The 14,308-nt window shown below is 63.4% G+C and carries 13 protein-coding genes; 3 read left to right on the top strand and 10 right to left on the bottom strand.

Annotation, left to right across the window (positions count from 1 at the left end):
- The 7 genes from L2I41_RS01750 to L2I41_RS01720 all read right to left on the bottom strand — a co-directional run bounded on the left by L2I41_RS01750 (position 1) and on the right by L2I41_RS01720 (position 7,898).
- Positions 1-1,962, bottom strand: a complete 1,962-nt coding sequence (locus L2I41_RS01750) for a beta-N-acetylhexosaminidase (RefSeq protein ID WP_237151774.1) — start codon at positions 1,960-1,962, stop codon at positions 1-3.
- A gap of 3 nt (positions 1,963-1,965) precedes the next feature.
- Positions 1,966-3,057, bottom strand: coding sequence for an ABC transporter ATP-binding protein (locus L2I41_RS01745; protein WP_237151773.1), 1,092 nt, complete (start codon positions 3,055-3,057; stop codon positions 1,966-1,968).
- Between the two features lie 106 nt (positions 3,058-3,163).
- Complete coding sequence (locus L2I41_RS01740) at positions 3,164-4,381, bottom strand: ABC transporter substrate-binding protein (protein WP_237151772.1); 1,218 nt, start codon at positions 4,379-4,381, stop codon at positions 3,164-3,166.
- Between the two features lie 69 nt (positions 4,382-4,450).
- Positions 4,451-5,293, bottom strand: coding sequence for a carbohydrate ABC transporter permease (locus L2I41_RS01735; protein ID WP_237151771.1), 843 nt, complete (start codon positions 5,291-5,293; stop codon positions 4,451-4,453).
- Positions 5,294-5,305: 12 nt separating this feature from the next.
- Complete coding sequence (locus L2I41_RS01730) at positions 5,306-6,190, bottom strand: carbohydrate ABC transporter permease (RefSeq protein ID WP_237151770.1); 885 nt, start codon at positions 6,188-6,190, stop codon at positions 5,306-5,308.
- A gap of 19 nt (positions 6,191-6,209) precedes the next feature.
- Positions 6,210-7,355 carry a Gfo/Idh/MocA family protein gene (locus tag L2I41_RS01725; protein ID WP_237151769.1) on the bottom strand — a complete coding sequence of 382 codons (1,146 nt, stop codon included), beginning with the start codon at positions 7,353-7,355 and terminating at the stop codon, positions 6,210-6,212.
- A 174-nt stretch (positions 7,356-7,529) separates the two neighbouring features.
- The gene (locus tag L2I41_RS01720) at positions 7,530-7,898 is read right to left on the bottom strand and encodes a RidA family protein (protein WP_237151768.1); all 369 of its coding nucleotides are present in this window, start codon (positions 7,896-7,898) and stop codon (positions 7,530-7,532) included.
- 156 nt (positions 7,899-8,054) lie between these two features.
- Here L2I41_RS01720 and L2I41_RS01715 point away from each other — a divergent pair, with 156 nt between their 5' ends.
- From L2I41_RS01715 to L2I41_RS01705, 3 genes are read left to right on the top strand one after another with little or no spacing between them, the layout of a single operon-like run.
- The gene (locus L2I41_RS01715; protein ID WP_237151767.1) at positions 8,055-8,819 is read left to right on the top strand and encodes an SDR family oxidoreductase; all 765 of its coding nucleotides are present in this window, start codon (positions 8,055-8,057) and stop codon (positions 8,817-8,819) included.
- Between the two features lie 10 nt (positions 8,820-8,829).
- Entirely contained in the window at positions 8,830-9,696 is an 867-nt protein-coding gene (locus tag L2I41_RS01710) for a MurR/RpiR family transcriptional regulator (RefSeq protein ID WP_237151766.1), read from the top strand.
- Positions 9,697-9,704: 8 nt separating this feature from the next.
- A complete protein-coding gene (locus L2I41_RS01705; RefSeq protein WP_237151765.1) occupies positions 9,705-10,769 on the top strand; it encodes a D-TA family PLP-dependent enzyme in 1,065 nt (354 codons plus the stop codon).
- A gap of 21 nt (positions 10,770-10,790) precedes the next feature.
- Here the strand turns inward: L2I41_RS01705 and L2I41_RS01700 are convergent, their stop codons facing one another.
- From L2I41_RS01700 to L2I41_RS01690, 3 genes are read right to left on the bottom strand one after another with little or no spacing between them, the layout of a single operon-like run.
- Positions 10,791-11,714 carry an ABC transporter permease gene (locus tag L2I41_RS01700; RefSeq protein ID WP_237151764.1) on the bottom strand — a complete coding sequence of 308 codons (924 nt, stop codon included), beginning with the start codon at positions 11,712-11,714 and terminating at the stop codon, positions 10,791-10,793.
- Between the two features lie 15 nt (positions 11,715-11,729).
- Positions 11,730-12,797: an ABC transporter permease gene (locus L2I41_RS01695; RefSeq protein ID WP_237151763.1), complete on the bottom strand. Its 1,068-nt coding sequence runs from the start codon at positions 12,795-12,797 to the stop codon at positions 11,730-11,732.
- The gene (locus tag L2I41_RS01690; protein WP_237151762.1) at positions 12,790-14,298 is read right to left on the bottom strand and encodes an ABC transporter ATP-binding protein; all 1,509 of its coding nucleotides are present in this window, start codon (positions 14,296-14,298) and stop codon (positions 12,790-12,792) included. The genes L2I41_RS01695 and L2I41_RS01690 overlap by 8 nt, the downstream gene beginning before the upstream one ends.
- Between the last annotated feature and the right edge of the window lie 10 nt (positions 14,299-14,308).

The following is a 14,308-nucleotide window of genomic DNA, read 5'->3' as shown; positions in this document are numbered from 1 at the left end:
TCAGTCCTCCAGCGGGCGATAGGGCAGGAAGCGGGCGACCGCCACGAAGCGCTTGAAATCGCGGTTCTTTTCCTGCGACCATGCCGTCTCGGCAATGGCCGACAGGCGGGGAAACACCAGACGGCGGAACACCCGCCGGTCGCTCATCGGCTCCGACCAGATGCAGGCCTGGATGCCGATCATGCGGCCCTGATGCTCTTTGGCAAAACCATCGAGCGGATCGAACTCATAGGTATGCTGCAGGCTGGAAACCCCGGCCCAGCTGGCACCCGGCTCCCACCAGTCGGTGGAGCGGGCCATATCGAGATAATAGGCCTGCCCGGGGCTCATCACCACGTCATAGCCCTGCGCCGCAAGCTCCGCACCAATGGCCGCATTCCGCCAGGCCACGAGATAGCTGCCTTCCGGCGCAATGCCGCCACCATGGGCGCCCTCCTCCCAGGCACCGACCACACGGCCGGCGTCGCGGATCTGGCCGTAGACCCGCTTCAGGAAGTCGGCTTGCAACTCATGCCAGCCGCCGCCACCGATCTCGGCAAGCCGCGCCTTGGCGGCGGGCGAGGTTTCCCAAGCGTCGTCAGGTACTTCGTCGGCGCCGACGTGAATCCACTTGCCGGGGAAGATGTCCATCAGCTCGGCAAACACCGCCTCGGCAAACTCGCGCACAAAGGGCACGCCGGAGTTCAGGCAGTTGTTGGGAAAGCCCTGGATCGACAGATACTCGCCGTTCTCACCGGGGTCGCGCAGCTTGGGCAGCGCGGCAATCGCGGCATAGGAATGGCCCGGCACGTCCACCTCGGGCACCACGTCCATGCCCCAGGCGCCCGCGGTTGCCACCAGAGCCTTGAGGTCGGCCTTGGAATAATGGCCGCCGCTCGCCTCCGGACCGCTGCCGAGCAGCGGCGGGATCGGCATGTCGGCGCCACGATAGGCCCCCACTGCGGTCAGTTCCGGATAGGCCGCCACCTCGAAGCGCCAGGCCTCGTCCTCGGTGAGATGGAGGTGGAAGCGGTTGAGCTTGTTCCAGGCCATGATGGCCAGAAGGTCGCGGATTTCCCCGATCGGATAGAACTGGCGCGCCACATCGAGATGCGACCCGCGCCAGGCAAAACGCGGCGCGTCATCGATCTGACCGGTCTCAGGGAAGCGGCACGCATCAGGCGCTTCCCAGGCGCCACGCAGGATCTGCCCCAGCGTGATCAGTCCATAAAGCCAGCCAGCCTCGCCGGCGGCGGAGAGGATCACGGTCTCGCCGAAGACAATCCGATAGGCTTCAGCAGCCAGATCAGCCTTTTGCAGCCGCACCGCAATCGCTTGCAAGCCGTTGCCGATGAAGATGTGCTGGGGGAACACGGTCGCGGCAATGTCGCGGAAAGCATTGACGGCAGCGGCCTGCTCGACACCATCCGTTGCCACCGACATCGGCATTGCGGCGCGGCTGCCGGAAACCTTGACGTTTGCCGGCCAGGGTGCCAGGGCGAGCCCGTCAACGATGTCACCGAGCGGGCCGATCTCGTCATAACCGAACTTCGGCTCGCCAGCCCCAAAGGCGTCGGAGACCGAATAACCCACGTCGACGGGAAGGATCTTGCCGTTGCTGAGCGTCACATAGGAGGTGCGCGCAGCATCGGTGAAATGGCGCAGCGGCGCCTGGGTCCCGTGGATCAGAAAGGTCCAGCTTTCGCCCGGTTCCACCACACCGTCGCCCAGCATGGCGACCTCGGTGAAATTGGAAAAGCGACGCAACAGCAACGCGTTGTCCGGAGCGGGCGCCTTGAGGTCGATACGCGCCGGACCGCAGAAGGCAAGACGAAAGCCCTTGAGGCGTTCTCCTGTTCCGTTGGTCAGGGTGAACAGATAGCGCCCACGCTCGGTGGCGGTCGGGGGCGTCCAGCGAGTGACGAGGGTGCAGCGCGCGGCAGCACCGGGCTGCCCGCCGGAGAGTACGTCTTGGTGGGTCATGGCTCAGTCCGCGTTGCCCTGACGGATGCCGGCCGCATCGAACAGCAGGCAATCCTCGGGATTGAAACTAACCGCAAAATCGTCGCCGACGGACACGCCCACGTCGCCGTTGAACAGGCCGGTCGCGTTACGTCCGTTGTCGTCCATGTAGTGATGCACGATGGTGTGCAGGCCGAGCCGTTCGACCACGGCCGCCTTGTAGGTCAACGTCACCGGGCCGGCGCCCAGCACGATATGCTCTGGACGAATGCCGAGAGAAATCTTCTGCCCGGCCAGTGTCGCCGGTGTAGACTGCGGCACAGTCACACGGCCGACGAGTTCCACCTCCACCGTGGTGGTGGCGCCGCCGGCATCAACGCAGGTGCCGTCAAAGAAGTTCATCTTGGGAGAGCCGATGAACTCGGCGACGAAGCGATTGGCAGGACGCTTGTAGAGTTCGATCGGCCCGCCGACCTGCTCGATCTTGCCGGCATTGAGCACGACGATCTTGTCGGCCATGGTCATGGCTTCGATCTGGTCATGCGTCACATAGATCATCGTCGAGCCAAGCTGGTTATGCAGGCGCAGCAGCTCGACGCGCATGTCTGAACGCAGCGCCGCATCAAGGTTGGAAAGCGGCTCGTCGAAGAGGAAGATCTTGGGTTGGCGCACGATGGCGCGACCGATGGCGACGCGCTGGCGCTGGCCGCCGGACAGCTGTCCGGGCTTGTGCTGCAGCCGTTCCTTGAGGTGCAGGACCTCGGCGGCCGCTTCCACGCGAGTGCGTACGTCGCTCTCAGTAAGTCCTTCGACACGCAGAGGAAATGCGATGTTCTCGAACACGGTCATATGCGGATAGAGCGCATAGGACTGGAACACCATGGCGATGCCGCGCTTGACCGGCGGCAGCATGTTGACGACCTTGCCGTCGATCACGATATCGCCGGACGTCACTTCTTCAAGGCCGGCGATGGACCTCAGCAGCGTGGACTTGCCGCAGCCGGACGGGCCGACGAAGACGACGAACTCGCCATTCTCGATCGCGAGAGAGATGTCGCGCAGAACTTCCGCCTCACCGAAGCGCTTGCACAGGTTCCTGATGTTGAGCTGGCCCACGCGCCATCCTCCGGTCTTCAATCAAAACTGCAAGGTGTCCCGTCTGTCTCAACGGGGCGAGAGGTCCCGCGGCGCGGGGAACATGCGCCGCGGGACTGGGGTTCGATTACTTGTACTGCTCGAGGTCGGCAGCGGCCTTCTTGAGGGCGTCAGCCGGTTCGGCAGCGCCGGTCACCACGGACTGGACCATGTTGATCATCACGTCCTGGAAGCCCTTGTAGTCGAGGAACAGCGGTTCCGGACCACCGAAGGAGATGCCTTCGAGGAACGGCTTCCAGCTCGGATCCTTGGCAACCAGGTCCTTGACGCCCGGCACCGGACGCAGCGGCGTCAGACCGTTCGAGACTTCATACTTGAACTGGTTGTCCGGGTTGGTCAGGAACTTGGCGAGGTCGGTCGCCTTCTCCTCGTGGCCCGTGCCCTTGAAGATCGCCAGCGAGTCGGTGATCAGCAGCGTGCCGGGACCCTTGGCATGCGGGCCGAGCGGCAGGTTGGTCACGCCCCAGGCGAACTTGGCGTCCTTGAGCTTGTTCACCGCGCCGACGGAGGCGTGGATCATGCCAATCTTGCCATCGAGGAAGATGGCGCGCACTTCGTTCTGCTCGTAGGCGGTCGGGCCTTCCTCGGCATAGGGAACCATGGCCTTGAGGGCGGTCAGCGCCTCGAGATTCTCGGGGCTGTCGAGGACGATCTTGCCGTCGGCGTCGATCACCTTGCCGTTGTTGGTGTACACCCAGTGCATGAACTGATGCATGGTGTTGTCGAAGGTCTTGGCCACAATGCCGAAGCCGGCAATGTTGGTCTTTTCCTTGATGGCCTTGGCGTCGGCGAGCTCTTCTTCCCAGGTCAGCGGCGGCTTCTCGGGATCGAGGCCGGCGGCCTTGAACAGGTCCTTGTTCCAGTAGAGAGCCTTGGTGGAGAAGGCCACCGGAATGCCCCACTGATTGCCCTGGAAGGTCACGGTATCGGGAATGTTCGGATAATAGCCGGCCTTGTCGGCATCCGACATCGGCACCGGAACGATCAGGTCGTTCGAGGCAAACTGCTTCAGGGTGCGCGAACCCACATAGGCGAGATCGGGCGGGTTGCCGGCGGCGGCAAGCGTCGTCACCTTGTCCTGGCACTGATCCCAGCCGACCGGCTCGATGTTGACCTTGAAGCCGGGGTTCTTGGATTCCCATTCGGAAATGAAGGGCGGATAGGTCGGGTCGACACTGTCGCCGCACTGGATGAAGGTGATCGTGGTGTCTTCGGCGAGGGCCAGCGAGGTGGTCGACAGCAAAGCGGCAGCCAGACCGAACGCAATCTTGGAAGCTTTCGTCATGTTCTTGGTCCTTCTCCTCTGGAAACAGTTTCGTTCTTGTTCAATGAGATGTCCGACCAGACGACAGTCTCACTGTTTCACGGCGCCAGCCGTCAGACCGGCGACGAGATAGCGTTGCAGGAGCGTGAAGACGATCGCCACCGGCGCAATGCCGACGAAGCTGGCGGCCATCAACTCGTTCCAGGAAACCTCCTGCCGGCCGAAGAAGGCGTGCAGGCCCACGGCGAGCGGCATGTATTCAGACTTGGAATTGAACGTGAGCGCATAGATGAACTGCTGCGAGTAAACGGTCAGGAAGCAGTACATCGCGACAACCAGGATGCCGGGAGCGGCCAGCGGCAGGATCACGCGACGCAGGGTATAGAGACGGCTAGCGCCATCCACATAGGCCGCTTCCTCAAGCTCCTTGGGGATACGCAGGAAATAGGCGCGCAACAGCCAGACACCGGTGGCGATGATGAAGGCGACGCCCGGAATGATCATGGCGGCATAGGTGTTGAGGATGCCGAAGGTGCGCATCATCCGGTAGAGCGGGATGATAAGCACGGCGCCCGAGAACATGTTCACCATCATCAGGCCGTTGAGGAACATGTAGCGGCCCGGCACCGGCAGGCGGGCCAGCGCATAGGCGGCTGGCACGATCAGAAGCAGGCCCATCATTGTGGCGATGATGCCGATGAACACGCTGTTGAGCATGTAACGCCCGAGCAGCGGCACGTTCACCCACATGGTCTGGTAGGCTTCGAGGCTCGGATTCTCCGGCCAGAAGCGGTATGGCGAGGAAAACAGCAGCGACAGCGGCTTGAGGGAAACGTTGAAACCCTCGATGAACGGCCCGACGATGTAGAACAGGAAGACGAAGAGCCCGCAGTAGATGCCCAGCTTTTCGTACCAGCGGAATTTGTCCATCATGGCGGCGGTTCCTCAGAGTTGCTCGGCTGAGGACAGCCGGTTCACGAGACGGAAGTAGAAGAGGCAGAACACGCCGAGGCACAGCCCCACCATCACAGAACGGGCGGCACCTTCGCCGTATTTGTAGGAGCCGATTGCCACCTTGTAGGTGTCGATCACCATGGTGGTGGTCTCGCCGTTCGGCCCGCCGTGCGTCAGGATCCAGATGATGTCGAAGGAGTTGAAGGTCGAGATCAGCGAGATGATCGACATGGTCAGGATCGCCGGAACCATCATCGGCAGCGTGATGCGACGGAAGCGGTAGGCGCGACCGGCACCGTCCACCCAGGCAGCTTCATAGAGATCGCGCGGGATCGACTGGATGGCGGCCAGAAAGTAGAAGGTCACCATCGGTGTGCCGATCCAGACGTCGGTCATGACGGTCGCCCAGTAGCCGGTATCGCCATGGGCGAGGAAGGCGACCGGCCCCGAGGTGATGCCGAAATTCTGCAGCAGACCGGAAATCATCCCGAACTGGCCGTTGTACATCCAGCCCCACATGAAGATGCCGATGGCCATGGGCACGATCCACGGCAGCAGCGTGAGCGTGCGGAAGATCGCACGCCCCGGCAGCGCGACATTGAGCATCAGCGCCCCGCAGGTGCCGATGATCATCTTGAAGGAGACCGAAAAGAAGGTCCAGGTGAAGGTCCGCCAGATGATCTCGCCAAAACCCGAACGGAAGATCTTGGTGTAATTGTCAAAACCCACGTAGGAGTAAGTCTTGGCGAGACCGGCGTTGGTGAAGGACAGTTGCACTTCCTGCACGAGGGGCCACGCGACAATGGCCGCCACATAAAGCACGGCCGGCGCAAGCAGTGCGTAGGCAAACATTCGAGCGCCGCGTTCGTGGTTCATGCCCCTGCCCTCCCCAAGATCACGACGTGCCGTTGAGCGCGGCGTCGAAGCGCGCCCAGACGGGGGCCATATCAACCACGGACTTTGTGACCCGCGCCTCATCGATCTTGATCGCGGTCAGCCCGGCCTCTAGCGCATCAAGCACCGATACGGGCAGCGGAGCCCCGGTCGTCAGATGCGCCGCGATGTCGGCCACCATGCGCTCGTCGGCACCCGAGTGGTCGGACAGTTCGGTGTTCTCATAGGTCTTGTCGACCAGGCAGTCGGACGTGTAGGCGTCGTGCACCTTCAGGAAGTTGCGCACGAAATCGCCTTCCGCCATGCCCTTGGAACCGATGACGCAGAAGCGACGGAACAGGTCGGGCACGTTGAGATTGGTGTGGAAGGTCATCGACACGCCGTTCTGATATTCGATCAGCGCGGTCTGGTAGTCGATGATGTCAGCGTCGCTGTCGAACACCTTGTCGCTGCCCATCCAGCCGGACGGCTTGACATGGTAGACTTCGCTGTTGGTGTTCACGGCATTGCCCGGCACGAAGGACTTGCGGCCGCCGAAGCTTGCGACGCGCGAAGGCCGCGCACCGACCGCGCCCTGATACAGGTCGAGGTCGTGGCAGCACTTCTCCAGCATGAAGCAGCCGGAATACTCGGTGTAGCGGCGCCAGTCGCGCATGAAGAAAGCGCCATGATAGGGCGCGATATGCTCGGAAGCCTCGATGGACGCGATGTCGCCCAGCTGACCTGAGGACAGCGCGTTGCGCAGGTCGATATAGAGCGGCGCATACCGCAGCACCAGACCGACCATCACGCGGTCGACACCGCCGCTTTCGCGCAGGAGTTCCAGCAGCTCGATGGTCTCGTCTTCGGAAATGACCACCGGCTTTTCGCAGAAGATCTTGAGCCCCAGCGCCAGACCGGCCTTGAGATGGGTCAGATGCAGATGGTTGGGCGAACCGATCATCAAAAGATCAAGCTTTTCCGCCTTGGCCATCTCCTCGATCGAGGCAAACTGCTTGCCGGGATCGATGTTGTGCTTCTCGAGCGTCACCATGCCGGCGGGCGCATCGTCCACGTAGCCAACGATCTTGAAGCCCGGAACCAGCGCACTGAAGACGCGGGCGAGATACCCAAGCCTGAATCCGAGACCGACTATTCCGACTTTCATGTTACACCGTTCTTGATTGAGGTTTGCGCGGACAAACCACTAGCGTTGCGGGAAGCGGCTCAAGCCGCGCCCGATTATCATTCAGACCTTGCGCCAGTCGCATGACACTCGCGGATGGGCAACTGGCCGCCCTGCCTTTTCCAGCAGGTTACAGCCCGAGCCCAACCGACCTGGTCAGCCGAGTGGCGCGTAAGCAACCGCCTCGATCTCGATCTTGATATCGATCATCAGCCGGGCCTCGAGCGTTGTTCGTGCCGGCGGGTCTTTTTGGAAATAGGTGGCGTAGACTTTGTTGAAGGCACCAAAGTCGCGCGCATCCTCCAGAATGACGAATGTCTTGACCACGTGCTCAAGCCCGCAACCGGCAAGGGCCAGTGCAGCCTTGATGTTTTCCAAGACCTGACGGGTCTGCGCCTCGATGCCACCCGGGACTACCGAGCCATCGGAGAGCGTAGGAACCTGCCCGGAAATGTAGACGTAGTCACCAGCGCGCACGGCCGGCGACAACGGAACGTGAGACGTCCCGTAGGCGATCTTCGTCATTGAGCCCCTCGTTTTTTGTTGTTGTCCCTATGTAAATTCCTTTCATAATTTTCTGTCAATAGCGAAAATTGATGTTGCTGATTTTCATTTTTGCAGGCAGTCTGCCTATCACTGAGGCATGACGCCAAGGCATGCAAAAGGGGATTGCGCATCGTCATGTGGGACTTCTCGGGCTCAAAGGTGATGATTACTGGCGCCGGCGGCGGCATTGGCCGCGTGGTCGTCGATCTGTTCACCGCAGCAGGAGCCGACGTAACCGCCATTGACCGCGACGGAAAGCTGCTGGAACCGCTCAACTGCGCGGAAAAGCTGGTTTTTGAGCTTGAGGACGGACTGAAGATCAGCGCCGTTTTGGCCGACCACGTGGCCCGCAATGGAGCGCCTGATATCGTCGTCTCCAACGCCGGATACACCCGTGCGGAAACTCTCGACGACCTGAACGAGACCGCCTTCCTGCGTGAAATCGACATCAATCTCACCGGCTCCTACCGGGTGATCAATGCGGTTCTGCCGGCCATGCGTGCCGCAGGACGAGGCAGCATCGTGGCCGTGGCCTCGGTGAATGGCCTCGCTCATTTCGGCAATCCTGCCTATTCCGCAGCCAAAGCTGGACTGATCGCCTTCATCCGGTCGATCGCAGTCGAGTTGGGGCGCGATGGCATTCGCGCCAACGCGGTCTGCCCGGGCTCTGTGATGACCCCGGCATGGGATCACCGCTTCGCACGCGACCCGGCCATCCGCGAAAAGTTGCTCGGCCTCTATCCGCTCGGCCGCCTCGTCACGCCGAAGGAAGTGGCCCAGACCATCGCCTTCCTCGCCTCGCCCTTTGCCTCGGGCATCACGGGAACAGCCTTGGCGGTTGACGCAGGACTGACGGCGGGGCAACTGCCTTTCATCCGGGAGATCCTGGAAGGACAGTAGGACATAACGCATGGACGACATCGTCGAAGCCCTTCGGCAGATCAGCGAAAGCGGCAGTCGCTCCGACCAGCGTCTCGCCGGAATGGTCCTTTCGGACATTGGCTTTGCGTCCCGCGCCTCGATTGCCGAGCTTGCCGAGCGGGCCGAAGTCAGTGAACCAACTGTAACGCGCTTCTGCCGCACGGTGGGCTGCGATGGCATCCGCGACTTCAAGTTCCATCTGGCCCAGGCGCTCGCCATTGGCGGCGCCTACCTGACCGACGGCAAGGGGGACACCGACGATCGCACCGAGCTCGACCGCATCTGCGACAGCGCCATGGGCGCCGTCGAACGCATGCGCGCCGGTCTGGTTCGCGAGCCCTTTGCCCTGGCCGCGCATCGAATCGCCAAGGCTTCGCAGGTGCTGGTGTTCGGCTCCGGCGGCTCGTCGACCATTGCGGCGCTGGAGACACAGCACCGCCTGTTCCGCCTCGGCGTGCAGGTGAATGCCTATTCGGACGGACAGCTGCAGTGCATGACGGCATCGGTCGCCGACAAGAAGACCGTCGTCGTCGCTTTCTCGCTCTCAGGTCACGCCAAGTCCGTGATCGACGCGGTTGAGATTGCCCGCGGCTATGGTGCCTATACCGTGGCCATCACCGCACCCGGCTCGCGCCTGGCTGCAGCCGCCGAGCACGCGATCACCTTCCGCATTGCCGAGGATCTCGACCTCTACAAGCCCTCCCCGTCCCGCTATGGCCTCCTGGTCGCTGTCGACTATCTGGCCATGCTGACCGCCGAGGCGGTCGGGCCGGCGGTGCTGGAACGGCTCCGGCGCATCAAGCAGAGCCTCAACACCTACAAGGTCAATGACCCTTCCCTGCCGATTGGCGACTGAGACAATCCATGCCCCTGACTTCAGACCAACTTGAAACGCCCTGCGTGCTGATCGACCTCGCGAAGGCCGAAGCCAATCTCGAACGGGCTCAGGCCTATGCCAACAGCAAGGGCCTGCGACTGCGTCCGCATATCAAGACGCACAAGCTGCCGCGCTTTGCCAAGGCTCAAGTGGCGCTCGGCGCCGTCGGCATCACCTGCCAGAAGCTCGGCGAAGCGGAGATCATGGCCGACGCCGGCCTCGACGACATCTTCCTGCCCTATAATCTGATAGGGACTGCCAAGCTCGCCCGCCTCAAGGCCTTGCACGGACGCATCCGCATCTCGGTGACCGCCGACAGTGCCTACACCATCGACGGCTATGCCGCCGCCTTCACTGACGCGGCGCATCCGCTCATCGTGCTGGTGGAATGCGACACCGGCCTCGGCCGCTGCGGTGTGACGACACCTGCGGAGGCGGTAGAGCTTGCCAAGCGGATCGCCGCCGCACCCGGACTCACCTTCGGCGGCTTGATGACCTACCCTGCCGCTGGCAAGCCGGACGAAGCCTTCGCATGGTTGTCGGCAGCCGTTGCAGCGCTGGACGCCGCCGGCCTGCACCCGCCGGTCATCTCGTCGGGCGGTACGCCGGACCTCTACCGGGCCGAAAGCGGGGATCTCGTAACCGAGTACCGCCCTGGCACCTATATCTATTCCGACCGCTTCCAGGTGTCGCGTGGAGTCAACTCCATGGACCAATGTGCTCTGACCGTGCTCGCCACCGTCGTCAGTCGACCGACCGAAACCCGCGCCGTCATCGATGCCGGGTCCAAGGCGCTGACCTCGGACCTGTTGGGGCAGGACGGCTTCGGCTTCATCCCCGCCTATCCGGAAGCAAAAATCACGTCCTTGTCCGAGGAGCACGGGGTCATCGATCTCACGGCCTGCGCCCGCAAGCCCGCCATCGGCGAGCGGATCGAGATCATCCCCAATCACTGCTGCGTCGTCAGTAACCTCTTCGATGTGGTCAATCTGAAGTCGCCGGACGGAACGATCGAGACGGTCCCCGTGGCCGCGCGTGGCAAGGTCGCCTGACGAACAGGGCTGTCGCGCTGATCAGTGCTTGTCCTGCCTGAGATAGACCGCGCCCAGTGACGCCGGCTCGCCCGAGCCGCGTCCCGACAGCGACGTCAGGAACAGCACGAAGAGCGTCAGCGCATAGGGCAGCATCATCATGAGGTAGACCGGCACGTCGGCGCCGATGGCCTGCAGGCGCGGCACCAGCGCGTCGGCGCTGCCGAACAGCATGGCGCCGATCACGGCGCGGGCCGGGCTCCACTTGGCGAGGATGACCAGCGCCACCGCGATCCAGCCGCGGGCGGCGACCATGTTCTCCACCCAGACATGGCTGGTGGCGACCGACAGATAGGCGCCGGCCAGGCCGCACATAAGGCCGGCAAACAGCACGGCGGCGAGTTGGGTCAACTGGATATCGACGCCCGCCACGTCGGCGGCGGCCGGGTTCTCGCCGGCAGCACGCAGGCGCAGACCCGCCTGTGTCTTCATTAGCCACCACCAGGCGGCCAGCGCAAGGATCGGGGCCGCAAGGCTGATCACATCCTGCGCGGCGATGATTCGGCCCAGCGGATTGGCCGGATCGAGCGCCAGGAGATCACCCAGCTTTGGCAGCCCGCCGAAGGTCTGTTGCACATAGGGGCGTCCGACCGTTCCGGTAACGCCGAGGCCGATGGCGACCACTGCGAGGCCGGCAAGCGTCTGGTCCGCGCGGAACACCACCACGGCGAGGCCGAACAGCAGCGACACCGCAACGGCCGCCGCAGCTCCCGCCGCTATGCCCATCCAGGGATCATGGCCTGCGAGGACGGTGATCGCCGCCGTCATGGCGCCGAGCGCCATCATGCCTTCAGCCCCGAGATTGAGCACGCCGGCTCGCTCCGACAGGATCAGGCCGACACTCGCCAGCAGCAGCGGTGTCGTATAGCTCGGGATGATGGCCAGCCAGCCGATCAGGAAGTCCATGGAGGAAACCTTCGCTCAGGAACGGGTGTTTTCCGAGAAGTGGATGGAATAGTGGCTGAAGAACTGCGCGATCAGGATGGACATCAGCACCGTGCCCTGCGCCAGCACGATCACCGCCTCGGACACCGAATAGAACACCTTCAGCACATTGCCGGCCGTATAGATGGCCGCCAGCGCGATCGACGCCACCACCACCCATGTGGGCTTGGAGCGGGCGAGATAGGCGATGACAATGGCACTGAACAGATAGCCATTGCCGAGCGCCTGGCTGAGGCGGTGTTCGGTGCCCGACAGGACCAGCGCCCCGGCCAGTCCCGACAAGCCGCCCGAGGCCAGCGTCATTCCCAGCACGATGGCCTTGACCGGGAGGCCCGTTTCCGTCGCTGCGGCCGGGTTGTGACCGACCGCGTCGGCATAATAGCCCACTGGCGACCGCTCCAGCAGGAACCAGGCGACCACAGCGGCCACCAAGCTCAGGATCACACCCGTATGGGTCTGTCCCCAGCCGAGGGCCGCAAACTGGCTTTCAGGCGGAAACTCCACTGTGATGGGAAAGCTGTTGGCCGGGTCGCGCCAGACGCCGAACAGGAGATGCTGCACCAGCAGGAACGCCATGTTGGAGGCAAGCAGCGTGGAGATCACCTCGCTGATGCCGAAGCGGCGCTTCAACACCAGACACGGCCAGATGAACAACGCGCCGGCGGCAAAGGCCAGCGCCAATCCGAGCGGCAGGCGCAAGGCGGCAGGGCCGATGTGGTTGAGCGCCACGAAGGTGCCGGCGATGGCGCCGAACCACATCTGGCCCTCGACACCAATGTTCCAGAAGCGAATCCGCATGGCCAGCGCCGACGACAGACCGACGAGGATCAGCGGCCCGGCCGCCGTCACCGTCTGTGCGAGGCCGTCGCTGGTCAGGAAGGTTTCCACCAGGAACTCGTCGACAAGGTCGCCGGCGGGCACACCGACGGCGACCAGAATGGCCGCCGACAGCGCCAGGCCGATGATGAGGCCGATCGAATAGGAAAGCGCGGTGCGCAGCCGACCGGGTTCCTGCCGGCGCATGAGATAGGCGGTGCTAGGCATGGCCGGTCAACAGCGCTCCAATCCACTCGGGCGTAACGTCGGCGATCGGTCGATTGCCGGCGATGACGCCGCCATTCATCACCGCCACACGATGCGACAGACCCATGACTTCCTGCAGGTCCTCGCTGATCAGCAGGCAGGCGGCGCCCGCTTCCACTGCCGCGCGGATCGCGTCACGAACGAACTCGCTCGCCTTTACATCAAGGCCGCGCGAGGGAGAATGGGCGATCAACACCTTGAGTCCGTCATCAAGTTCGCGCGCCAGCAGCACTTTCTGCGCATTGCCCCCTGACAAGAGCTCCGTGCGTCGGTTCGGCCCGGCGCCACGGATGTCAAAGCGCTCGATGGCCGCGAGAGCCGCTGCCTTCATGCGCCGGCGGTCAAGAAACCAGCGACCGCCAAAATGCCCCGTTCTGACATTGGTCATAGCCAGGTTCTCGGCAATGCTCATCTGCCGCACAAGGCCTGTGGCGAAGCGGCTCGCAGGGATGACGCGCAAGCCGAGGTCGCGTCGTCTGGATGGCGTCGCCCGCGTCACGTCGACGCCGGAAAGTGTGAAGCTGCCGGCGGAGGCGGCCAGCGTTCCGGCAAGACAGGCCACCAGTTGTTCCTGCCCATTGCCGCCGACGCCGGCAAGCCCCAGCACTTCGCCGGCGCGCAGGGTCAGTTCCACAGCGCCGCCGCGCTTCTGTCCGTCAAAGCCGAGACCGCGGACCACAAGGCGTTCCTCGCCCGGCCTGGATTGTGGCCTTGCGGCAGCTACCACCGCCTCGCCGACGATCAGCCGCCCCACCTCGGCCTCGCTCACCTCCGCCATCGGCGCACCGGCGAGCACGGTCTTGCCGTGCCGCATCACCGTGATGCGGTCTGTATGGGCAGCGACTTCCTTGAGCTTGTGGGTGATCAGCACCACCGCATGGTCGGCGTCGGCCAGGCGGCGAGTGAAGACCAGCAACGCCGACGATTCCTCTTCGGTCAACACCGCCGTCGGCTCGTCCAGAATGATGATCCGGGCGCCCAGCAGCAGCACCTTCAGGATCTCAACCCGCTGCCGTTCGGCGATCGACAGGGTCGAAACCTGCCTGAACGGATCGACGTCAAGGCCGACTTCCCTGGCCTTGGCGGCGATCAGATCGGCGGCCGCACGCAGGGAGCGCACGCGGCCGCCAAGGGTCAGAAGCACGTTTTCCGCCACCGAAAAGCGGTCCACCAGACGGAAATGCTGGTGCACCATGCCGATGCCCGCGTCGGTGGCTTCCTGCGGCGAGCGGGGCGACAGCTCGCTGCCGTCGACGATCTGAGATCCATGGTCGGCGGCATAGACGCCGGTGGCCACATTCATCAGCGTCGACTTGCCGGCGCCATTTTCCCCAACGAGCGCATGCACTTCGCCCCAGGCCAGGGAGAAATGCGCATCATCAAGCGCGGGCTTGCCGTCGAAGGCCTTGCAAATCCCCCGCAGGTCAAGCGCCGGCGGGGTTCCGGCTGGCAAAACGTGCAAAATGCGACCT

Source organism: Oryzibacter oryziterrae (assembly GCF_021864535.1).
In the GTDB taxonomy this organism is placed as follows: domain Bacteria; phylum Pseudomonadota; class Alphaproteobacteria; order Rhizobiales; family Pleomorphomonadaceae; genus Pleomorphomonas; species Pleomorphomonas oryziterrae.
This window is presented reverse-complemented; position numbering and strand designations above follow the sequence as displayed.